This window comes from Methylobacterium sp. J-090 (assembly GCF_022829345.1).
Taxonomy (GTDB): domain Bacteria; phylum Pseudomonadota; class Alphaproteobacteria; order Rhizobiales; family Beijerinckiaceae; genus Methylobacterium.
Genome location: NZ_JAKSXV010000098.1, coordinates 159,129 through 180,398 on the forward strand (window position 1 = coordinate 159,129; position 21,270 = coordinate 180,398).

The 21,270-nt window shown below is 69.1% G+C and carries 19 protein-coding genes; 3 read left to right on the forward strand and 16 right to left on the reverse strand.

The genetic code is table 11. The features are described from left to right. Nucleotides 1–2: 2 nt before the first annotated feature. From MKK49_RS20280 to MKK49_RS20325, 10 genes are all read right to left on the reverse strand, one after another. On the reverse strand, nt 3–338 hold the full coding sequence (locus tag MKK49_RS20280) for a chorismate mutase (RefSeq protein WP_244031610.1): 336 nt from the start codon (nt 336–338) through the stop codon (nt 3–5). Next, complete coding sequence (gene ffh, locus MKK49_RS20285) at nt 335–1,930, reverse strand: signal recognition particle protein (RefSeq protein WP_244031611.1); 1,596 nt, start codon at nt 1,928–1,930, stop codon at nt 335–337. Before ffh ends, MKK49_RS20280 begins: the two co-directional genes overlap by 4 nt. 41 nt (nt 1,931–1,971) lie before the next feature. Further along, nucleotides 1,972–2,205 (reverse strand): glutathione S-transferase, encoded by a 234-nt coding sequence (locus tag MKK49_RS20290; RefSeq protein WP_244031612.1) that lies wholly within the window; start codon nt 2,203–2,205, stop codon nt 1,972–1,974. A 206-nt stretch (nt 2,206–2,411) separates the two neighbouring features. Continuing rightward, complete coding sequence (locus tag MKK49_RS20295) at nt 2,412–2,972, reverse strand: DUF1993 domain-containing protein (protein ID WP_244031613.1); 561 nt, start codon at nt 2,970–2,972, stop codon at nt 2,412–2,414. A gap of 107 nt (nt 2,973–3,079) precedes the next feature. Further along, complete coding sequence (locus MKK49_RS20300) at nt 3,080–4,153, reverse strand: class I SAM-dependent methyltransferase (protein ID WP_244031615.1); 1,074 nt, start codon at nt 4,151–4,153, stop codon at nt 3,080–3,082. Beyond that, the gene (gene lgt, locus MKK49_RS20305) at nt 4,150–5,037 is read right to left on the reverse strand and encodes a prolipoprotein diacylglyceryl transferase (RefSeq protein WP_244031617.1); all 888 of its coding nucleotides are present in this window, start codon (nt 5,035–5,037) and stop codon (nt 4,150–4,152) included. The genes MKK49_RS20300 and lgt overlap by 4 nt, the downstream gene beginning before the upstream one ends. A 145-nt stretch (nt 5,038–5,182) precedes the next feature. Next, on the reverse strand, nt 5,183–6,112 hold the full coding sequence (locus tag MKK49_RS20310) for a VOC family protein (protein ID WP_244031619.1): 930 nt from the start codon (nt 6,110–6,112) through the stop codon (nt 5,183–5,185). 8 nt (nt 6,113–6,120) lie between these two features. Further along, a complete protein-coding gene (locus tag MKK49_RS20315) occupies nt 6,121–7,023 on the reverse strand; it encodes an SMP-30/gluconolactonase/LRE family protein (protein WP_244031621.1) in 903 nt (300 codons plus the stop codon). A gap of 13 nt (nt 7,024–7,036) precedes the next feature. Next, entirely contained in the window at nt 7,037–7,483 is a 447-nt protein-coding gene (locus tag MKK49_RS20320) for a cupin domain-containing protein (RefSeq protein ID WP_244031623.1), read from the reverse strand. 12 nt (nt 7,484–7,495) lie between these two features. Further along, entirely contained in the window at nt 7,496–7,957 is a 462-nt protein-coding gene (locus MKK49_RS20325) for a DoxX family protein (RefSeq protein ID WP_244031626.1), read from the reverse strand. 230 nt (nt 7,958–8,187) lie between these two features. Here MKK49_RS20325 and MKK49_RS20330 point away from each other — a divergent pair, with 230 nt between their 5' ends. Further along, complete coding sequence (locus tag MKK49_RS20330) at nt 8,188–9,756, forward strand: GMC oxidoreductase (protein ID WP_244031628.1); 1,569 nt, start codon at nt 8,188–8,190, stop codon at nt 9,754–9,756. A gap of 23 nt (nt 9,757–9,779) precedes the next feature. Here the strand turns inward: MKK49_RS20330 and MKK49_RS20335 are convergent, their stop codons facing one another. From MKK49_RS20335 to MKK49_RS20360, 6 genes are all read right to left on the reverse strand, one after another. Further along, the gene (locus tag MKK49_RS20335; protein WP_244031630.1) at nt 9,780–11,930 is read right to left on the reverse strand and encodes a methyl-accepting chemotaxis protein; all 2,151 of its coding nucleotides are present in this window, start codon (nt 11,928–11,930) and stop codon (nt 9,780–9,782) included. Between the two features lie 241 nt (nt 11,931–12,171). Next, the gene (gene ilvA / locus MKK49_RS20340; RefSeq protein WP_244031632.1) at nt 12,172–13,707 is read right to left on the reverse strand and encodes a threonine ammonia-lyase, biosynthetic; all 1,536 of its coding nucleotides are present in this window, start codon (nt 13,705–13,707) and stop codon (nt 12,172–12,174) included. A 101-nt stretch (nt 13,708–13,808) separates the two neighbouring features. Beyond that, nucleotides 13,809–14,363 carry a pyridoxamine 5'-phosphate oxidase family protein gene (locus MKK49_RS20345; protein ID WP_244031634.1) on the reverse strand — a complete coding sequence of 185 codons (555 nt, stop codon included), beginning with the start codon at nt 14,361–14,363 and terminating at the stop codon, nt 13,809–13,811. Nucleotides 14,364–14,429: 66 nt separating this feature from the next. Further along, nucleotides 14,430–14,777, reverse strand: coding sequence for a diacylglycerol kinase (locus tag MKK49_RS20350; RefSeq protein WP_244031636.1), 348 nt, complete (start codon nt 14,775–14,777; stop codon nt 14,430–14,432). A gap of 2 nt (nt 14,778–14,779) precedes the next feature. Continuing rightward, nucleotides 14,780–15,841: an AbrB family transcriptional regulator gene (locus tag MKK49_RS20355; protein WP_244031638.1), complete on the reverse strand. Its 1,062-nt coding sequence runs from the start codon at nt 15,839–15,841 to the stop codon at nt 14,780–14,782. 39 nt (nt 15,842–15,880) lie between these two features. Beyond that, nucleotides 15,881–16,855, reverse strand: a complete 975-nt coding sequence (locus tag MKK49_RS20360) for a LysR substrate-binding domain-containing protein (protein ID WP_244031641.1) — start codon at nt 16,853–16,855, stop codon at nt 15,881–15,883. Nucleotides 16,856–17,016: 161 nt separating this feature from the next. Between MKK49_RS20360 and MKK49_RS20365 the strand changes: the two genes are divergently transcribed. Continuing rightward, nucleotides 17,017–18,606, forward strand: coding sequence for a catalase (locus MKK49_RS20365; RefSeq protein WP_244031643.1), 1,590 nt, complete (start codon nt 17,017–17,019; stop codon nt 18,604–18,606). Between the two features lie 548 nt (nt 18,607–19,154). Continuing rightward, complete coding sequence (locus MKK49_RS20370) at nt 19,155–21,236, forward strand: putative bifunctional diguanylate cyclase/phosphodiesterase (protein WP_244031645.1); 2,082 nt, start codon at nt 19,155–19,157, stop codon at nt 21,234–21,236. Nucleotides 21,237–21,270: the final 34 nt, after the last annotated feature.

Consider the following 21,270-nt stretch of genomic DNA (forward strand, 5'->3'; position numbering starts at 1 on the left):
TTCTACTCTCTGTTTTCGATCGCGTTGTGATGGGCCGCAATCGTCTGGTGGTGCCGGATCACTTCCTTGACCACGAAGGCCAGGAAGGTCTCGGCGAAATCGGGATCGAGCTTGGCGTCGATCGCGAGCCGGCGCAGGCGCGCGATCTGCATCGCCTCGCGCCCGGGGTCGGAGGCGGGCAGGCCCTTGCGGGCCTTCAGCTCGCCGACCCGCTGGGTGCAGCGGAACCGCTCGGCGAGGAGATAGATGAGGGCCGCGTCGAAGTTGTCGATGCTCTCGCGCAGGCGCACGAGTTCGGGATCGATCCCCTGCGCCGCCATGGTCTCGGGGCCGCTCATTTCTTCTTCCCCGGCGAGTTCTTGCCCGGCAGGAAGCCGCCGAGACCCGGAAGCCCCTTCGGGCCGCCGAGCCCGGGCAAGCCCGGCATCTTGCCCGCCAGACCCGGGGGCATGGGGGGCAGCTTGCCGCCGAACTGCTTCTGCATGTCGGCGATCATCTCGGGCGTCGGCTCGGGCATGCCCGGGGGCAGGCCCGGGGGCAGGCCCGGCATCCCACCCGGCATCCCACCGCCACCCATTCCTCCTGCACCCATGCCGAACATCGAGCCGAGCGCTTGGCCGATGCCGCGCTTGCCCGAGCCCATCGCCTTCATCATGTCGGCCATGGTCCGGTGCATCTTGAGGAGCTTGTTCAGTTCCTCCACCTTCGTCCCCGAGCCCGCCGCGATACGCTTCTTGCGGGAATTCTTGAGGATGTCGGGATTCTTGCGCTCCTGCGCAGTCATCGACGAGATGATGGCCCGCTGGCGGGCAAACATCTTTTCGTCGAGGTTGGCGTTCTCGACCTGCTTCTTGATCTGGCCCATGCCCGGCAGCATGCCCATGAGGCCGCCGATGCCGCCCATCTTCTCCATCTGGGCGAGCTGCATCGACAGGTCGTCGAGGTCGAACTTGCCCTTGCGCATCTTCTCCGCGGTGCGGAGCGCCTGCTCGTGGTCGATGGTCTCGGCCGCCTTCTCGACGAGGGAGACGATGTCGCCCATGCCGAGGATGCGATTGGCGACGCGGGCCGGGTGGAACTCTTCCAGCGCGTCGACCTTCTCGCCGGTGCCGACGAGCTTGATCGGCTTGCCCGTAACGGCGCGCATGGACAAAGCCGCACCGCCGCGGGAATCGCCGTCCATGCGGGTGAGCACGATGCCGGTGACGCCGAGGCGCGCGTCGAAGGCACGCGCCGTGACCACCGCGTCCTGGCCCGTGAGGGCGTCGGCGACGAGGAGCACCTCGTGCGGGTTGGTGGCGGCCTTCACCTCGGCCGCCTCCTGCATCAGGGCCTCGTCGAGGGTGGTGCGGCCGGCGGTGTCGAGCATCACCACGTCGAAGCCGCCGAGGCGGCCCGCATCCATGGCGCGCCGGGCGATCTGCACCGCCGACTGGCCGGCGATGATCGGCAGGCACTCGACCTCGACCTGCTTGGCGAGAATCGCCAGCTGCTCCATGGCGGCCGGGCGGCGGGTGTCGAGAGAAGCGAGCAGCACCTTGCGCTTGTCGCGGCCCGTGAGCCGACGGGCGATCTTGGCCGTCGTCGTGGTCTTGCCCGAGCCCTGGAGGCCGACCATCAGGATGGCGACGGGGGCGGGGGCGTTGAGGTCGATGAGCCCGACATCTGAGCCCAGCATCGCGGTCAGCTCGTCATTGACGATCTTCACGACCATCTGGCCGGGCGTCACCGACTTGACGACGACGGCGCCCACCGCCTTCTCGCGGACCTTCTCGGTAAAATCGCGCACGACCTCGAGGGCGACGTCGGCCTCGAGCAGGGCGCGCCGAACCTCGCGCAGGGCCGCGGTGACGTCGGCCTCGGTCAACGCGCCGCGGCGCGTCAGCCCGGAGAGAATCCCGGAGAGGCGATCGGACAGGCCTTCGAACATGCGTCAGGCTCCCTTTGCCAGGATCGTCACGGCGAACCGCATCACTGGTTGATGCCCGCGCTCTCGGCCCGGCGCGCCTGGAGGGCGTTCTCGAAGCTGCGCACCGCGCGGGCGAACTTGTCCCGGCATGCGGGGTCGCAGAACCCCACGACGGCGCCGTTGTAGAGGGTCAGCGCATCCGCCGCGATGGGCTTGCCCGACCACGGGCAGACGTCGTTGACCGCATCCGCGATCTCCAGCGGCGTGTTCGACGTGAGGGGCGTGGCGTTGGGCATGCGGCTTTCGAACGGACGTGGGATCGACGCCCTGTCCCCAACGCGAAGCTCGCCCGAGGGCGCATCGCGCTGTCGGGCGTTGACCTCCGGCCTCATGGGACCGGTCGGCGTTCGTGCTGACGATCGGATCGTCTGAAAGATGAAGGGTCGGTTAGGACGAGACCGCGGGGGAGTCAAGTTTGACGGGCCCGTCGCGCGGCATCGCTTCATGGCGTCCGGGCCGCCTCCGGCCGGAGATAGGCGAACATGTGCGGCACGTAATCGGCTTTGCCGAGGGCGATACCCTGACTCCGCAGGATAGCGTAGGCCATGCCGACGTGAAAATAGAACTGGGCCAGCGCCCAATCCCGCGCATACTGCTCACCCGTCATGTCGAAGACGATTCCGTTCGGAAGCTCGAGAGAGATCGCTTGTCCGGCACCGGTATCCAGGGCGTCCCGGCCAATCTTGCCGAGGAACGCGAGCGCGTCGTGGACCCGGGATCTGGCCTCGGCCATCGACCCCGGGTTTTCGTCGGCGTTGCGGCCTTCGGCGGCTACCGAATGCAGCCAATCTGGTACGGCGTCACCGGTGAGCCGGTAGGCTGCCTCCTGGGCTTGAAACACCGCGAAGCGCACTTGAGACGACAGGGGAAGCATATCGGGCGCGAGCCGTGCGGCGAGCAGCGCGTCCGCTTGCGGCACCGTATCCTCAGCCTTCGCGAGCAGGCCAGCGAGCGTGCGCAACATCTGCGTATAGGTTGGGATGAGAAGCTGGGTCAGCGACATGACTGTTCCTGAAAGTCTCCGAACATCCCCACCTGCGATATCAGCAAACCCATGCGAAGCCGATTTCCGCCATCGCGAAGGAAGCGATGGGACATCGCCGGATAGGCTCAGGCCGGAAATCCCGGCAGCGCTGGCAAGGCAGGGTCGCTCACCGCCATCACCTTGAACAGGCTGCCCATGCCGCGCCGGGTCGGATCGGTGAGGCGCGCGACGGCGGCGGCGATCCGCACCGCCTGCTGCGGCGTGGCCTTGGTGCTCAGGTGTTCGGCGCGCTCGCGCAAACCCAGGGCCTGGAGAAAGTCGCGCTGGTCGATCGGGCCGTGCACCCGCGCGCCCTCGGCCGAGGCGGCGCGGGCCAGGGCCGAAAAGTCCACGTGGGTGGTGAGGTCGGCCTCCCCCGGCGCCGCCAGGGGATCGACGAAGCGGTGCTGGGCCACCGCCTGGAGCGAATCGCCGAAACCCGGCCGGGCGTGGCCGTAATCGATGGCGAGCAGGGCGCCCCGGTCTCGCGCGAGGCGCCGGGCGAGGGTGCGGACGATGTCGAGGGCGGCGCCCGGAAGGGTCAGGGTCACACCGACCGGGGCGTGCGCGTCGATACGCGGATCGGGCTCGGCGCTGAGCCCGAAGGCGAGGCGGTCCCCCTCGGGCGACAGGCCGACGCAGCGCTCATGCCAGCCGCGCTCCGTGCGCTGGAACTGGCGCACGGGCAGGGCGTCGAAGAACTCGTTGGCGACGACGAGGGCGGGCCCCGGCGGCAGGGTCGCGAGGCCCTCGTGCCACGTTGGCGCGAAGCCCGAGAGCCGTTCGGCCTGGGCGGCCCGCAGGACCGGGCTGGTCTCGACGAGGTGGAGGGCGGGGCGCAGGGTCGGCGCGGCGCGGGCGAGGGCCCTGAGCGCGTCGGCCATCAGGGTGCCGCGCCCGGGGCCGAGTTCCACCAGAACGAGGTCGGCGGGCGCGCCCATGGCGCCCCAGGTCGCGGCGATCCAGATCCCGATCAGCTCGCCGAACATCTGCGAGATTTCCGGCGCGGTGGTGAAATCCCCGGACGCCCCGAGGGGATCGCGCGTGCGGTAGTAGCCGTGGACCGGATGGCCGAGGCAGAGGTCCATGTAGCGCGCGAGCGGAATCGGCCCCGTGGCGAGGATTTCCTCCCGCAGGATCGCGAAGAGCGGCGTCGTCACGCGGCGTCGGTCCGGGGAGGGGCGTCGGCGGTGGCTTCGCGCGGCGCGGTCACGCCGCGAGCCGCGAGCACGATCGTGGCGATGCCGACCAGCGCCATCGGCACGCAGAGCAGCATCCCCATGGTGATGCCGCCCGTGCGCCAGCCCTCCGTGCCGAACAGGTAGCCGAGTTGCCGGTCGGGCTCGCGGAAGAACTCGCAGAACGTCCGGGCGAGCGCGTAGCCGAGGACGAAGATGCCGCTGAGAAGCCCCGGCTTGCGGAAGCCGAACACCCGCACGGCGACCGCCATCACCCCGAACAGCAGGGCGCCCTCGGTGGCGGCTTCGTAGAGCTGGCTCGGGTGGCGCGGCAGGGGGCCGCCGGAGGGAAACACCACGGCGTAGTCGAAGTCCGGCGCGATGCGGCCCCACAACTCGCCGTTTACGAAATTGGCGATGCGTCCGAAGAACAGCCCGATGGGGACGGTGACGGCGGCGAGATCGAACAGGCTGAAGGGGGGCAATTGTCGCGAGCGCGCGAACAGGGCCATGGCCAGCACCGCCCCGAGGAAGCCGCCGTGGAACGACATCCCGCCGTTGCGGATGGCGAGAATTTCCAGGGGGTCGTTCAGGTAGAGCGGCAGGTTGTAGAACAGGACGTAGCCGATGCGCCCGCCGAGGACGACGCCGAGCGCCACCCAGACGATGAGGTCGTCGATGTCGTTCAGGCTCGGGCGCTTGCCCGCGCCCCAGAACCGGTCGACGGCGACGAGCCGGCGCGCGTAGAACCAGCCGCCGAGGAGCCCTGCGATGTAGGACAGGGCGTACCACTTGATCGTGATCGGCCCGATGGCCACCGCCACCGGATCGATGGCGGGAAACGGCAGGGCGAGGAGCGGTGGCATCGGCGGGCGTCCCGGTCTGAGGGCCTCTCACGAAAAGTCCGTCGTGCCGGCGTGCGGGTGGCGATCGGGAGCTTCGTGAGGCCTTGCGCATCCGGGCATTGGACGCGCGGGGCCCGACCCGTCAAGGCCGAGCCCTGCGCGGGGATCATGCCGGCGCGACTGCGCGCCCGTCCGCGTCCTGCCGCGTCATGAGGAGGATGCCGTGCCCGTCCGGCCCCGTCAGGCCGGCCATGCGGCCGTCGTCGGAACGAATGACCGTGTGTTCGGGCCGGACTTCGGCGAGGTGAGCGAGGAGGGCGGCCAGATCGTCCACGCCGAAGCAGAGCCGGGAGGTCGCCCGGTCCCGGGCGGTGAGGGGCAGGGGGGCTGCCGGCGCGGGGGGCGCGCGGTAGCGCAGGAGTTCCACGTGCGGGGTCTGCACTCCGGACGGCGCGAGGGCGATCACATCCACCGTCGGATCGGGCAGGCCATCGAGGGCGGCCTGCCCGGGTCCGGTGTTGAGACCGCGCGTGAGGAGGCGAAGGCCGAGCCCATCGCGGAAGAACGCCACGGCGGCCGCGACGTCCGTGACGGTGATGGCCGAATGATCGATGCCGGCGAACACGCCGGGCGCTTTTGCCCAGTGGCGCCCGGCGCCCCCCTCGGGGAAGGCGATGAGTTCGAGAGGGTGGCCGTCGGGATCGCGGAACTTCCAGGCGGTGACCCCGCCGGAGGAGGGGGGCAGAAGCTGCGGGCCGCCGCGCGAGATCGGCACGGGGGCGAATCCCTCCAGGCGCGCGAACGCGCGGTCCATGTCCGAGACCACGATGGCGGCATGCTGGAACCATGGATCGCTGGCGCTGGCACCGACGGGATAGCGCTGGCCGGGCACGTCGAAGGCCAGGAACTCGATGCTCTGGCGCCCGAGCCCCATCCGCAGGCGTCCCCCGCTGGCATCGGGGAGCCCGAGGGCCTCCAGCATGGCGCCCGGGATGCGCTCGACGGGGCCGAGGCGCCGGAAATCGAGCGCTTCGTAGAACGCCTCCGTGCGGGCGAGATCCGCCACGGTGCGGCTGATGGCGACGAGGCCGTCCACGCAGGCCCTCAAAGCAGCCTGGCTCCACGTTGGTTGACGTGGATCGCCATGAGGCGCTGGCCGGCGCAGAGGAACAGCCGGGCCCGCTCGCGTCCGCCGAAGGCGAGGTTGGCGACGGGGCCGGGCGTGAGGATCTTGCCGAGCAACGTGCCGGCGGGGTCGATGCAATGGACGCCGTCGCCGGCGCTCGACCACAGGTTTCCATCGGTGTCGCAGCGGAACCCGTCGGCGAAGCCGGGCGCGACCGTGCGGAACACCCGTCCGCCGGACAGGCTGCCACCGGCACCGACAACGAAGACGCGCAGGTGCCGGGTCGGCTCGGCTGCGAATTGCAGGCCGCTCTCGGCGATGTAGAGGCGGCTCTCGTCGGGCGAGAAGCACAGGCCGTTGGGGCCCTCGAAATCGTCGGCCACGATGGTGAGATGGCCCGTCGCCGGATCGAGGCGGTAGACCCGGGCCGGCAGTTCGGACGCCTGCTTGCCGCCCTCGTAATCGGTCTGGATGCCGTAGGGCGGGTCCGTGAACCAGATCGTCCCGTCGGATTTGCAGACGATGTCGTTGGGGGAGTTCAGTCGGCGGCCCTCGTAGCGATCGGCGAGCACCGTGATGGTGCCGTCGAGTTCGGTCCGGGTGATGCAGCGCCCGCGGTGCGAGCACGACAGCAGCCGGCCCTCGCGGTCGCGGGCGTGCCCGTTCTCGTAGTGGCTCGGTGCGCGATAGACGCTCACGCCGCCGTGCTCGCTCCAGCGCATGACCCGGTCGTTGGGCAGGTCGCTGAACAGGAGTTCGTCCCGGTCGCCGAACCAGACCGGTCCCTCGCACCAGCGGAATCCCTCCGCGAGGGTCTCCAGGGGGGCGTTCGGCAGGATGAAGGCGCGAAAGCGCGGGTCGTGGATCTCGAAACCGTCCATGGGAACTCCTCCCTCAGGTGAAGCGCCCGGGCTGGTTCACCGTCGGCGTCACGTCGAGGCCGACCACCATCATGGTACAGGGTTCCTCGCCCACGGTGCCGGAGAGATGCCCCTTGCGGCCATCGTGCGGCACCGTGTTCTGGTCCTCGCCGAACATGAGCTCGCCCGGGCCCATCTCGACCCGGTACCCATCCATGGTCTCGACGAACCAGCGGCCCGTGAGCACGGCGATCCACTGGGGCTTCGGGTTCTCGTGCCATTCGCCGACCCAGCCGACGGGAAGTACCGTGAAGGTCACGCCGGATTGCGCCGGGTCCTGCTTGTCGTTCCATTGCGGCGCGACGTCCGGACCGACGCCCTGGAACCGGAAGTTCGACAGGGTGAAGCGCTCCTGACGGCTGATCCCGTCCGAATCCGTGTAGACATGCCAGTACGGCATATTCGGCTTGGTTTCGGCCATATTGGTCCTCCGTCAGGGCTGGGTCGGGGCGGCCTGCGGGCCGCTCGCGAGGGGGTGGCGGATGACCTCCGAGGCCGGGGCGTAGCTGCCGCCGATCACCACCAGCAGCAGGCCGCCGACAAGGCCGAAATTTTTGAAGAAGTCCCAGAAATGGGCCCGTCCCTCGCCGTCGCGCGACCAGAACCGGGGAAACTCCCAGAAGCGGTGGAACATCACAGCGGTCACGGCGCAGAAGCCTGCGAGCACGAAAGCACCGGCGCGGTCGTACCAACCGGTGACGATCATCACCGGCGTCACCGCCTCGACGACGATGCCGAGCACGAGGAGCAGGCCGGGGAAGGGCAGGGGCCCGGTGGCGGCCTGGGCCATGGCCTCGTCCCAATGCACGACCTTGTCGTAGGCGCTGAGGGGAAACATGCAGACGAGGCAGAGCTTGGCCAGGAGCGGCACGGCCACGAGGTCGAGCCAGTTCAAGGGCGGTTCTCCCGTGTGCCCGACGTGGGGTGTGAGGCGGGCGCATCGATCATCGGGGCCTCGTCGCGACTGACGGAACGCGAGGGCGTGCCATGTGCCTTCAACGCCACGCCGTCCGTACGGTTGCGCCGCCTCGCAGCTCCGTGTGCACTGCAACGCGGAACGGGCCGAAAGGGCTCACGTTGGCCGTTTCGAACACCCGCCACCCACGCCTCTCCGCAAGGCCACCCATGTCCAAGGATCGTTACGACGTCATCGTCATCGGCAGCGGTCCCGGCGGCGGCTCCCTCACGGCGCGCCTGGCGCGGACCGGCAAGCGCATCCTGCTCCTGGAGCGCGGCGACTACCTGCCCCGCTCGCAGGCGAACTGGAGCGCCAAGACCGTGTTCGTCGATGGCGCCTACCAGGCCAAGGAGACCTGGTACGGCGGCGACGGGCGCGCCTTCAGCCCGGCCCTGCACTATTATGTCGGCGGCAATTCGAAGGTCTACGGCGCGGCCCTGCTCAGGATGCGCGAGCGCGACTTCGAGGCCGTGCGCCACGTCGATGGCGTTTCCCCCGCCTGGCCGCTGGGCTACGACGTGTTCGAGCCCTACTACACGGAGGCCGAGCGCCTGTTCGCCGTCCACGGCAACCGGGGCGAGGACCCCAATGAACCGTGGGCGAGCGCGCCCTACGATCATCCCGCCGTCTCCCACGAGCCGCGCATCCAGCAGCTCTCGGACGACTGGGCCGCGCACGGACTGCACCCGTTTCACCTGCCGCTCGGCATCAAGCTCACCGAGAAGAACGGCCGCCCGACGCCGACGAGCACCTGCATCCGCTGCGACGCCTTCGACGGGTTCCCCTGCCTCCTGAACGGCAAGGCCGACGCCCAGGTGATGACCGTCGACCCGACGCTCGCCGCCCACGACAACGTCACCCTGCTGGTCAACGCCTACGTCTCACGCCTGGAGACGGATGCGTCGGGCCGCCGGGTGACTTCGGTCCATGTGACCCGCGAGGGGGCGGAGGAGCGCTACAGCGCCGATATCGTCGTGGTGGCGTGCGGTGCCCTGTCGTCGGCCCTGCTGCTCCTGCGCTCCCACTCCGACGCGCACCCGAACGGTCTGGCCAACGGCTCGGATCAGGTCGGGCGCAACTACATGCGCCACAACATGTCGGTGCTGATGGCGCTCTCCAAGGAACCCAACGACACGGTGTTCCAGAAGACGCTCGCGGTGTCGGACTACTACTTCGAATCGAAGGCGTGGGAGTATCCCATGGGCCTGATCCAGATGTGCGCCAAGACGCAACCGGACCAGATCCGCGGCGAGGAATTTCCGAAATGGACCGGGTTCCTGCCCGACGCGCCGTTCGCGATGGTGGCGCGCCACTCCATGGATTTCTGGCTTCAGAGCGAGGACCTGCCGCATCCCGACAACAGAGTGAGTCTCGCGCGCGACGGCCGGGTGATCCTCGACGTGAAGGAGAACAACCGCGCCGCCCACGACCGCCTGCGCGACACCCTGGAAGGCTTGCTCCGGCCGGCCGGCGCCTACACCTACCTGTTCGAGCGCTCGCTCTACCTCGGCAAGAACATCCCGTTGAGCGGCACCGCCCACCAGGCCGGAACCCTGCGGTTCGGCACCGATCCCCGATCCTCCGTGCTCGACCTCGACTGCAAGGCCCACGAGGTCGACAACCTCTACGTCACCGATGCGAGCTTCTTTCCCTCCATCGGTGCGGTGAACCCCACCCTGACCATCGTGGCCAACGCGCTGCGGGTGGCGGCGCATCTGGAGGAGCGCTTGGGCTGAGCCCAGGACGCTCCCGCCTCAGCTCAGGCGGCCCGCACGGTGGCGAGGAAGCCGTCGACTTCCGCCCGCAGGCTCTCGGATTGGCGCGCGAGGTCGGCGGAGGCCTGCCGGACCTGTCCGGCGGATGTCCCGGCTTCGTCGGCGGAGCGGGCCACCGCCGCGATGTCCTGCGTCATCGCCCCGGTGCCGGCAGAGGCTTGGCCCATGTTGCGGACGATCTCCTGGGTGGTGACGCCCTGCTCCTCGACGGCCGCCGCGATGCTGCCGGTGACCTGGCTCATGCCCTCGATGCGGCCGACGATGCCCTGAATCGCGCCGGCGGCCTCCCCGGTGGCGGCCTGGATCGCCTCCACCTGCTGGCCGATCTCCGTGGTCGCGCGCGCGGTCTGCTCGGCCAGGTTCTTGACCTCGGCCGCGACCACGGCGAAGCCGCGCCCGGCCTCGCCGGCCCGCGCCGCCTCGATGGTGGCGTTGAGCGCCAGAAGGTTGGTCTGGCCGGCGATCTGCGAGACGATCCCGACGACGTCGCCGATGCGGGCGGCGGCGGCGGAGAGCCGGCGCATGGTCTCGGCGGTCCGGCTCGCCTCGCCCACGGCGTTCCGCGACATGTCGGCGGCCTGCTCGACCTGACGGCCGATCTCCTCCACGGTCGCGCCGAGTTCCTCCGCCGCCGCCGCGACGGCGTTGACGTTGCCGGCCGTCTCGTGCGCCGTCGCCGCGACGGTGCCGGAGCGCCGGGCGGTGCCGGCCACGGCGGTGATCATGCTGTCCGAGGCGTGGTTGAGGCCGGTCGCGGCCTGCGAGACCGTCTCGACGATGCGGCCGACCGAGCGCTCGAAGCCGTCGGCGAGGTCGGCGAGCAGGACGCGCCGGTCGGATTCCTCCCGCATCCGCGCGGCGGCATTCGTCTCGAGCTGCCGGGCCGCATCCTCCAGGGAAATGTCCCGGATGGTGACGACGGCCCGCGCGATGCCGCCGATCTCGTCGGTGCGCCCGGCGCCCGGCACGTCGGCCAGGGGCTCGCGGCGGGCCAGGGCGTCCAGCGCCCGGGTGAGGGCGCCGAGGGGACGGACGATGGAGCGCGCGAAGAGCAGGCCGAGGAGCGCGGTGGCTGCGAGGACGCCGAGCGCCGCCAGGGCGAGGGCGCGGGTGAGGGTCGCCACCGCGGACAGGATTTCGTCGTCGGATTGCGTGGCGACCAAGGTCCAGGGTGCGCCCATGACCGAGACCTTGGCCGTCGCCGCCATGCGGTTGCCGTCGGCGGCCGCGTAGCCGAAGGCTTGGCCGGTGGCGAGGAGCGCCGAAGCAAGACCGAACTCCGCCGCCTCCCGTCCGGCCGTCGCGCCGCCGCCGAGGGGGGCATTGCTGCGCAGGCGCCCGTCGGCGCCCAAAGCCACGACCTGGCCGGTGTCGCCGAGGCCGCCGCGATCGGACAGGGTCCGGTCGAACAGGGCAGGCGTGACGCGCATCACCACGAAGCCGATGCGCTCGGCCGCCTGGCCGGTGCCCATGGCGACGTTGGCGCGACGCGCGATGGAACGCCCGAGGAAGGCCGAGGGACCGGCCTCGGCCGGGTAGGGTGCGAAATCCTCGAAGAGGGTCGCGTCGGCATCGGCGGCTTTGAGGCGCTGGACCAGGCGGGCGAGGCCGGTTTCGGCAAGCTCGCGCTCGGACAGGGCGTGAGCGAAATCCGCGCCCTTCGTGGTGGTGTAGACGAGGCGCCCATCCTCCGAGACGAAGATGAGGTCGGCGTAGCCGCGCCGCTCGACGAGCTTGCGCGCCACCTCCTGCACCTTGCCGTGACGGCGCCCGTACATGGTGCCCGCTGCCTCGGCGGCGAGGCGATCCTCGGGTTTGGGCGCGGACGTGTAGGCTTGGACGATCCGCGCGAAGTCGGCCTTGGCCGGATCGAGGGCCTCGACGAGGTCCGCGAAATTGCCGCCGACCTGCGGATTGGCCGCCGTGGTGACGAGATCGCCGGCGGCCCGCTCAGCGACGAGTTCGATGCCGATCTTGCGGGCGTCCGCCGCCAGCTCCAGCCGGTTCCGGGCGCCCTCGATGAGGCCGGACCGGGCGAAATGCCAGCTCAGACCCCCCATGGCGGTGGCGCTGACGAGGGCGAGACCGACCGTGATGGCGGGAAGACGAACCTTGAGACTGGAGAGAGCAGACATTCAGCGGCACCACGAGAGGGGAGCTTTCGTGTGCCGAAGGAACGCTAAGAATTTCTTATTATCCCGTTCGCGAACAGGATGAACGAAAAACGATACTGAATTATAATCGGAGCTTTTTCGCAAAGATCGATTGTATCTCAGTTCTTCAAAGAAAAAACTTATAGTAGATTTTTTGGAAAATTGAATCCCGCATGGGTTGTGCCCTGTGCATGCGGTCAGGCAGGCCAGGGAGGCACGGCGCTCAGGCGCCCTGCGCCTCCGCCCCATCGTCGAGGAACATCCGATAGGCCGGGTTGTCGGTCTCGTCGATGCAGGGATAGCCGAGGGCGTCGATGGCCGCGTCGAACCGGGCGCGCTCGGCCGGCGGTACGGCGATCCCGGCCAGGACCCGGCCGTAATCGGCGCCGTGGTTGCGGTAATGGAACAGGGTGATGTCGAACCCCTCGCCGAGGCCGTCGAGGAACTTCATCAGGGCGCCCGGCCGCTCGGGGAACTGGAAGCGGCAGAGTCGCTCGTCGACGAGCCCCGTCGCCCGTCCGCCGACCATGTAGCGGATATGGACCTTGGCCATCTCGTTGTCGCTCATGTCGAGGGCGCGGTAGCCGGCCGCCGACAGTTCGGCGATCAGGGCGCGCTTCTCCGGCGCACCGCCGGGCAGGTTGATGCCGACGAAGATCTGCGCCTCCGCGCCCCGCGCGTAGCGGTAGTTGAACTCGGTGATGGCGCGCGGGCCGAGGGTCTGGATGAAGGCGCGGTAGGCGCCGGGGCGCTCGGGGATCGTCACCCCGAGCAGCACCTCGCGCTGCTCGCCGATCTCGGCGCGCTCGGCGATGTGGCGCAGGCGGTCGAAATTGAGGTTGGCGCCGCTGGAGATGGCGACCAGGGTGCCGGTCCCGTGGCCCTCGCGGTCGGCGTAGGCCTTGGCGCCGGCGAGGGCCAGGGCCCCCGAGGGTTCGGAGATCGCGCGGGTGTCGTCGAAGATGTCCTTGACCGCCGCGCACATGGCGTCGGTGTCGACGGTGATGACCCCGTCGAGGAACTCCCGGCACAGGCGGAACGTCTCCTCGCCGGCCTGGCGCACGGCGACGCCGTCGGCGAACAGGCCCACCGTGGGCAGGATCACGCGCGAATCCGCCGCGAGGGCCGCCGCCATGCAGGCGGCGTCGTCCGGCTCGACGCCGATCACCTTGGTCTCGGGCCGCAGGTACTTCACGAAGGTCGCGATGCCGGCGGCCAAGCCGCCGCCGCCGATGGGCACGAAGATCGCCTCGATGGGCCCGGAATGCTGGGTCAGGATCTCCATGCCGATGGTGCCCTGGCCGGCGATCACCTCGGGATCGTCGAACGGGTGCAGGAAGGTCAGCCCCTCGGCCGCCTCCAGCTCGCGGGCGTGGCCGAGGGCCTCGTCGAAGGCGTCGCCGAACAGGATCACCTCGGCGCCGCGCGCCCGGCAGGCATCGACCTTGATGGCTGGCGTGGTGCGCGGCATCACGATGACGGCGCGGACGTTCAGGCGGGCCGCCGCCAGGGCGACACCCTGCGCATGGTTGCCCGCCGAGGCGCAGACGACGCCGCGCGACAGGACTTCCGCGGAGAGGCCCGACATCTTGTTGTAGGCCCCGCGCAGCTTGAACGAGAACACCGGCTGCAGGTCCTCGCGCTTCAAGAGGATCGGCCGCCCGAGGCGCGCGGACATGCGCGGCATCGGGTCCAGCGGGCTCTCGATGGCGACGTCGTAGACGCGCGCGGTGAGGATCTTTCGGATGTAGTCGGTCAAGGAGACACGGGCTCCGGCGATGCCGCGATGCGGGAAACTGTGCCCGCACATAGGCCGTTGCCGGACAAGAAGCGAGGGAGGCCGATTCGCGAAGGGCGTGATCAGGGGTCGCGAAACCCCGTCGGCAGCCCGTCGATGCTGGCCGCGTTCTTCTCGGCCCGGTAGGCGCGCAGTCCCTCCTCGCCCTGGGCTTGCGCCCAGCGGTCGAGGATGGGGCGCTCGCCGACATGGTCGAAGAGCGGCACCGCATAGCCGCAGCTCGTCTGCACGAGGTCGACGGCGAGGAAGACGATCTGGCGCGCCCCGGCAGGCTCCGCGCTGCCGTAGAAGCGATCGAGGACGGCGACGTAGTCCGGCGTTCCCCGGAACGCGATGCGGCCCTTTCCGTACAGGCGCAGAATCGAGGGCGGACCGTCGAAGGCGCACAGCATCACGGTCAGGGCGCCTTCGGCCTTCACGTGGGCCGCCGTTTCGCTGCCGCTGCCGGTGAGATCGAGATACGCGACTGCGTTCGGGCCGAGGACGTGAAGATGCGTGGTGGAGCGCGGCGAGATGTTGACCCGCGCCCCCGCGGCACAGGAGCCGGTGAAGAAGATCTTTTGCGCTGCGATGAAGTCCCGATGCCGGTCACTGATCGCCGAGAACTGCTTTGCCATCGTGGCCCACCTCCCGGACGGGCGGTAGGGGCAAATCGGCGGCAACGCAAACGCCCCGCTCCCGCGTCAGCCGAGACGCTCGATCAGGGCGGCGACCCAGATCAGGGCTGCGATGCCCTGAGCCGAGAAGGTCCCGGCCGAAGCCAGATCCTTGACGATTCCGATCCTCGGGTGATGGTCGGGATGGAGATGGTCGCACAGCTTCTCGATGGCGGTGTTGAGGAACTCGGCCGCCAGCATGAGGAGCAGGCTCGCCAGCAGGGCGACACGCACCCACAGGGTCGTGCCCAGCAGCAGCCCCAGGGGCAGGCCGAGGACGAGGAGAACGAGTTCGAGGCGCACGGCGCGCTCGGTGCGCGCTCCGTGGACGAGGCCGCGCCAGGAATTGAGGAAGGCGAGGTACAGGGCGTGCATGGTCAGGTCTGCGCCGGAGCGTCCTTGGCTGGCGCGCCCTTGGCGATCCACTTGGCCAGGAGCGGTCCGGTGATCAGCACCACGAACAGCCGCAGGGTCTGCACGGCGAGCACGAACGACACGTCCGCCTTCGAGCCCACCGCGATGATCGCCACGGAATCGAGGCCGCCCGGGCTGGTGGCGAGGTAGGCCGTGAGGAAATCGATGGGCAGGAGGCGGGTGAGGCCGTAGGCCCAGCCGGCGCAGAGGGCGATGACCGCCACCGTCGCCACGAGGATACCCGGCAGGGCGGTCACCGTCTCGCGCAGGGTTTCCCGGCGGAAACGCAGGCCGACGTACCAGCCGATGGTCGCGTAAGCGAGGTCGAGGATCGACACCGGCAGGGCCATGCTGACGAGGCCCAGGGCGTGCAGCAGGGCGCCGAGGAGCATCGGTCCGACCAGGGCGGCGGCCGGCATTCGCAGGAGGTACGCGAGCCCAAAACCCGCCGCCGCGACCGCGAGGGTCGCCAGGACGGCCAGCGGCGGCGTCGCGTCGGGCACGGCGGCGGCGGGTGCGGCCACATCGGTGAGGAGGCGCGCCACCGCGGAGGCCGACAGCACCACGGCGACGACGCGGACGTACTGCATGAAGGCGACGAGGCGCGGGTCGGCGCCGTACTCCTCCGACATCGCCACCATGGCGGCGGCCCCGCCGGGCGAGGAGCCCCAGGCGGCGGTGGTGCCGGGCAGGATGCGCAGGCGGGTCAGGGCCCAGCCGACGACGGCGCCGGCCACCACGGTGACGAGGACCACGGCGAGGATGATCCAGCCGTCCTCCGTGATGGTGGCGACGATTTCGGTGGTGACGGCCTTGGCGACGAGGCAGCCGATCATCGCCTGCGCCGCGAGGAAGCCGGGCTTCGGGACGCCGAGCCCGGCGCCGCCGACGCCGAACGTAATGGCGGCGAGCATCGGCCCGAGCAGGAGGGCGGCGGGGAAATGTGCGACTGCGAGGCCGTACGCGAGGGCGCCCGAGGCCGCGACGAGCGCCGTCCAGAGGCCGAGGAACCGGAAAGAGAGCACAGCGGAGAGCCGGGAGCGGGGGAAGAACGGGCCTGCGCGCTACACCGGATCGGCCACGCTGTCACGACGCGCCCGTGGGGGACGGGGGGCGCCGTCGTCTCGGCAGGCGGCGGTGCCGGTCGGCGCGTGGGCGCGGAAGAAGGCGGCGAGATGCGACAGGCCGGCGCCGCGCGGGTCGCTGGCGCGCCAGGCGAGGGCGATGGTGCGGCCGGGGCCATCGACATCGAAGCCGCGCGTCACGGTCAGACCGCTCGGATCGGGGCTGGTCGGCACGGCGAGCGCCGGCAGCAGGGTGTAGCCGGCCCCCGCCGCCACCATGGAGCGCAGGGTCTCGAGGCTCGTGGCGTGGCGGCCCGCGGCACTTCCCGCGCCGCAGGCCGCCACGGTCTGGTCGCGCAGGCAATTGCCCTCGTCGAGGAGCAGGAGGTCCGGCCCGGCGATATCGCGGGCCCGCAGCGCCCCGCCCCGAGCGAGGGCGTGATCGGCCGGGCAGGCGAGCAGGAACGGCTCGACGAACAGCGGCGAGAGCGTCAGCCCCGACGACGGCACCGGCAGGGAGAGCAGGGCGGCATCGATGCGCCCGTCGCGGAGCCCCTCCAGGATCTCGGCCGTGCGGGCCTCGCTGAGCGCCAGGGCCAGCAGCGGAAACTCCTGGCGCAGGCTGCGCAGGACGAGGGGGAAGAGGTACGGCCCCAGGGTCTGGATCGCCGCGAGCACAAGGCGGCCGGTGAGGGGCGCGCCGCGTCCCTCGCTCGCCAGGACCAGCAGGCGCTGCGCCTCGGCCAGGACCGTGCGGGCCTGGCGGACGATGACCTGGCCGGCGGGGGTGAGCATCACCCGGCGGTTGCCGCGCTCGAACAGGACGAGGCCCAGGGCCTCCTCGAGCTTGCGCACCTGCACGCTGAGGGTCGGCTGGCTGACGTTGCAGCGCTCGGCGGCACGGCCGAAATGCGATTCCTCGGCGACGGCGACCACATATTCGAGGTCGCGCAGGGACAGTCCGGACAGGTTCATAGGCCCTGCCTATCAGAACGTTTGCCACGATGCATTGGCCAAACGGTCGGGGAGGGTTCATAAGCCTGTCTCAGAACTATTCCAGGGTCGATGTGTTTTTCGAGCCGTCCGGTTCCCGAACTGTCCCCTGGCCCGATCCAACGTTTTGGAGACAACGCCTCATGAGCGATCAGCGCCCGATTCTCACCACCCGCCAGGGCCATCCGGTCCGCGACAACCAGAGCACCCGCACGGTGGGCGAGCGCGGCCCCGCGACCCTCGAAAACTATCAGTTCATCGAGAAGATCACCCATTTCGATCGTGAGCGGATCCCCGAGCGCGTGGTGCATGCCCGCGGCGCCGGTGCGCACGGCTACTTCGAGGCTTACGGCAAGATCGGCAACGAGCCGGCGTCCAAGTACACCCGTGCCCGCGTGCTCAACGAGACCGGCGTGAAGACGCCGATGTTCGTGCGCTTCTCCACGGTCGCCGGCGCCAAGGAGTCGCCCGAGACCGAGCGCGATCCGCGCGGCTTCGCGGTGAAGTTCAAGACCGTCGACGGCAACTGGGATCTTGTCGGAAACAACCTCAAGGTCTTCTTCATCCGCGACGCGATCAAGTTCCCCGACATGATCCACGCGTTCAAGCCCGACCCGGTGACGAACCGCCAGGAGGCGTGGCGCTTCTTCGACTTCGTGGCTCAGCACCCCGAAGCGATCCACATGGTGACCCACCTGAAGTCGCCCTGGGGCATTCCCGCGAACTATCGCGAGATGGAGGGCTCGGGCGTCAACACCTACAAGCTCGTCAACGACCAGGGCGAGGCCGTGCTCTGCAAGTTCCACTGGGAGCCGAAGCAGGGCATCCGCAACCTGACTTCGGCCCAGGCGTCCGAGATCCAGGCCAAGGATGTCGGCCACGCCACCCGCGACCTCTACGACAACATCTCCAAGGGCAACTTCCCCGAGTGGGAGTTCTGCGTGCAGATCATGCCCGACGGCCCGAACGACCACCTGTCGTTCGATCCCCTTGACGACACCAAGCTGTGGCCGGTGGAGGACTTCCCGCTCCTGCCGGTGGGCCGCATGGTGCTCGACCGGGTGCCGGACAACTTCTTCGCGGAAGTCGAGCAGTCGGCCTTCGGGACCGGCGTTCTGGTCGACGGCATCGACTTCTCGGACGACAAGATGCTCCAGGGCCGCACGCTGTCCTACTCGGACACGCAGCGTTACCGCGTCGGCGCCAACTACCTGCAGCTGCCGATCAATGCGCCGCAGCCCGGCGTGAAGGTCTACTCGAACCAGCGCGACGGCCAGATGACCTACGGCGTCGACGGCACCGGCCAGAACCGGCACATCAACTACGAGCCCTCGACCCTGGCCGAAGGCCTGCGTGAAGCCCCCAAGCCGGCACGTGACTATCACCAGCCGGTGCAGGGCCAGCTCGGCCGCTACCAGACCTCGCGCACCGAGGACGACTACGCCCAGGCCGGCGTACGCTACCGCTCGTTCCAGGATTGGGAGCGCGACGACCTGATCGCCAACCTCGTCGGCGACATGAAGCAGTGCCCCGAGGCGATCCAGCTCCGGATGGTCTGGCACTTCTCGCACGCGGATGCGGATTACGGCCGCCGCGTCGCCGAGGGTGCGGGCATCGACCTCGCGAAGGCTCTAGCCCTGCCGCCCCTGCCGGGTCGCGCGGCTCCGGGCAAGCGTCTCGAGGCCGAGACCTACACGGATGGCAGCCACGCCCACCGCGTCGCCGCCGAGTGACCTGAGACCGTCTTCAGGTTTGTGGACGGCCACAAGCCCCGCAGGGTCACCCGACCCTGCGGGGCTTTTTCATGCCGCGCGTCGCCCGGTCCGACCCGTCGTGGCCGCGACCGTCAGGCGGTACGCGACAAGTCGAAAATGACACCGCGCAAGCAACGTCACCCGCGCGATGGGATCGCGATAAAGCATCGGCATCGCTCCGATGCCGCGCCGATGCGGAACCGCGACACGCCGAAAACTGCCTCCCTGTTTGCGCAGAGCCGATCTCCCTTGCCCTCTGTTCAGCAATATATAGCCCTCACGGGTATTTCACGACGATATACAAATCGAAATCTTGCAAAATTGCCGAATAAACTCTGTACGATACCGTATATTCAAGGTTTGATTCACAAGAATAGTTCTGTTCACTCGCCTCGATCCTGCGTCTGCAAGATATTTTTCATGTTTCTCGCGGAGTAATCCATACAACCGGAGGTGGCTTGGGTTTTTGGCCCGGCGAGAGAGACGAACGCGCGATGAGCAGGCCGCCCAGGACAATCGATTCGCTCGTGACGCGCGATCAGCTCAACGCCGTGCACCAGGCGCTGCTCCCGACATTGATCTCGAACGTCTTCGTGTCCGGCTCCTTCGCCTTCATGATGTGGCCCAGCGTCGACCATGTTTTCCTGCTCGCCTGGGTGGGCTCCAATGCCGGCATCAACCTGATCCGTATTCTACTGGCATCGTACTGGCACAAGACCGGACAGTCGGACCGATATCCCGATCGAGTCCTTTTCTACTTCGTGCTCGGCGCATTCCTCTCCGGCCTGTGCTGGGCGGCCGGGCTCATCGGAGTCGCGGTTGCGGGGCAGGCCTACACCATCGCCACAGGTCTGGCCTTCTGCGGGATCACCGCCGGTGCGGTGATCCAGTCGACGGCCCATCGCGGGGTCGTCCTCGCCTTCGTGGTGCCGAACAATCTCGTGCTGATCCTGCTGTTTGCGAGTGCCGGTCCGATCGAGTCGCGCGTCCTCGCCCTGAACCTGTTGCTGCTCGCCATTCTCATGGTGAAGGCCTCCTACAGGACAGAGCGACACTTCAAGGATGCCACGCGCCTCAAATACGAAGCCACCCATCTCGCCGCGTCGCTGCAGTCCGCGAATGTCGTGGCGACGCAGGCCGTCCATCGCCTGGAATACGTCGCGAACCACGATCACCTCACCGCCCTCGCCAACAGGATCGCCTACCAGAAGGCGTTCGACCAGTTCCTGGCACGCTCCGCTTCCGGCGAGGGTGATCTGACGATCATGTTGATCGATCTGGACCGCTTCAAGGAAATCAACGACACCCTGGGCCATGCGGAAGGCGACGCAGCGCTGATGGAAGTGGCCCGGCGCCTGAAAAGCCTCCTGACGCCCGACGATCTGATCGCGCGCCTGGGCGGCGACGAGTTCGCCGCGCTCATCTTCCGGCCGACGATGGCGGCAGAGGACGAAGCGATCGCCGAGAGAATCGTGGACCGGCTCCGCGAACCGTTCCTGCTCGCCGATCAGGCGTGGCAGACCGGAGCCAGCGTCGGCTTCGCGCGTTTCCCGGAGGACGGCGGCACGGTGAAAGATCTGCAGGTCTGCGCCGATATCGCGCTCTACCGCGCCAAGTCGGACGGACGCTCGGCTTGGCGCGCCTTCAGCGAGGACATGCGGCGCGGCGCGGCGATCCGGCAAGTGATCGGACGGGACCTCGCCACCGCCGTGGACGAGGGTGGCATCGAGGTCTGGTTCCAGCCGCAGATCGACGGCAGGACCGGCGAGGTCAGCGGGTTGGAAGCGCTCCTGCGCTGGAAGCATCCGGAACTCGGATGGCTGTCGCCACCGGATGTGGTCCAGGCCGCCGCCGCCACGCGCCAATCCGAGCGTCTCACCCGGGCCGTGCTTCAGGGCGTGTGCCGCATGGCGCAGAGGCTCGCGCAGCTGGGACGCCCGGGCATCGTCGTGTCGCTCAACGTCTCGCCCGACGAGTTCGGCACCTACGCGGTCGCCGACATGATCGCGCAGGAGCTGACGGCCCACGGGGTCGCGCCGACATCGATCGCGATCGAGATCACCGAGGAGGCCGTCTACTCCACCGAGCGCGGCGGGGCCGATCTCGCCGCCTTGAGACGGATGGGCGTCCGGATCATCGTCGATGATTTCGGTGTCGCCTACTCGTCGATCGGCTCCCTGCGCACCATCCGATTCGACGGGATCAAGATCGACAAGAGCTTCATCCAGGATGTGGGGGACGAACAGAAGGACCACAGGCTGACGGGGGCGATCATCGCCTTCGCGCAATCCCTCGGCGTCGACGTGGTCGCCGAGGGCATCGAGACGAAGGCGCAGGCGGATACGCTCGCCGGCCTCGGCTGCCTCGTCCTGCAGGGATACTATTTCGCGCGGCCCATGCCTCAGGCGCAGACCCTCGCCTGGATCACGCAGAACATCTCCGCCGCGTCGAATCCGGCTGTCGGCGCAGCGGAGACGTATCCCCCGGGACTGGAGCCGCCCGATCAGACCGGCGACGGGATCGGTCAGCCGGCGCGGCACCCGAGCGAAGCCGAACCCCGCATCGCGAAGCGATCACACGGCGCTCGCATGATGCGGGCGATGGCCTGAGCGGAAACCGCCTTCCGCCGTCGCGCGGCGATCG

What these genes read in the sequence shown, in the direction of transcription:
- MKK49_RS20280 (WP_244031610.1), bottom strand. Translation starts at nt 338, where the DNA reads ATGAGCGGCCCCGAGACCATGGCGGCGCAGGGGATCGATCCCGAACTC.
- ffh (WP_244031611.1), bottom strand. Translation starts at nt 1,930, where the DNA reads ATGTTCGAAGGCCTGTCCGATCGCCTCTCCGGGATTCTCTCCGGGCTG.
- MKK49_RS20290 (WP_244031612.1), bottom strand. Translation starts at nt 2,205, where the DNA reads ATGCCCAACGCCACGCCCCTCACGTCGAACACGCCGCTGGAGATCGCG.
- MKK49_RS20295 (WP_244031613.1), bottom strand. Translation starts at nt 2,972, where the DNA reads ATGTCGCTGACCCAGCTTCTCATCCCAACCTATACGCAGATGTTGCGC.
- lgt (WP_244031617.1), bottom strand. Translation starts at nt 5,037, where the DNA reads ATGCCACCGCTCCTCGCCCTGCCGTTTCCCGCCATCGATCCGGTGGCG.
- MKK49_RS20315 (WP_244031621.1), bottom strand. Translation starts at nt 7,023, where the DNA reads ATGGACGGTTTCGAGATCCACGACCCGCGCTTTCGCGCCTTCATCCTG.
- MKK49_RS20320 (WP_244031623.1), bottom strand. Translation starts at nt 7,483, where the DNA reads ATGGCCGAAACCAAGCCGAATATGCCGTACTGGCATGTCTACACGGAT.
- MKK49_RS20330 (WP_244031628.1), top strand. Translation starts at nt 8,188, where the DNA reads ATGTCCAAGGATCGTTACGACGTCATCGTCATCGGCAGCGGTCCCGGC.
- MKK49_RS20335 (WP_244031630.1), bottom strand. Translation starts at nt 11,930, where the DNA reads ATGTCTGCTCTCTCCAGTCTCAAGGTTCGTCTTCCCGCCATCACGGTC.
- MKK49_RS20345 (WP_244031634.1), bottom strand. Translation starts at nt 14,363, where the DNA reads ATGGCAAAGCAGTTCTCGGCGATCAGTGACCGGCATCGGGACTTCATC.
- MKK49_RS20350 (WP_244031636.1), bottom strand. Translation starts at nt 14,777, where the DNA reads ATGCACGCCCTGTACCTCGCCTTCCTCAATTCCTGGCGCGGCCTCGTC.
- MKK49_RS20360 (WP_244031641.1), bottom strand. Translation starts at nt 16,855, where the DNA reads ATGAACCTGTCCGGACTGTCCCTGCGCGACCTCGAATATGTGGTCGCC.
- MKK49_RS20365 (WP_244031643.1), top strand. Translation starts at nt 17,017, where the DNA reads ATGAGCGATCAGCGCCCGATTCTCACCACCCGCCAGGGCCATCCGGTC.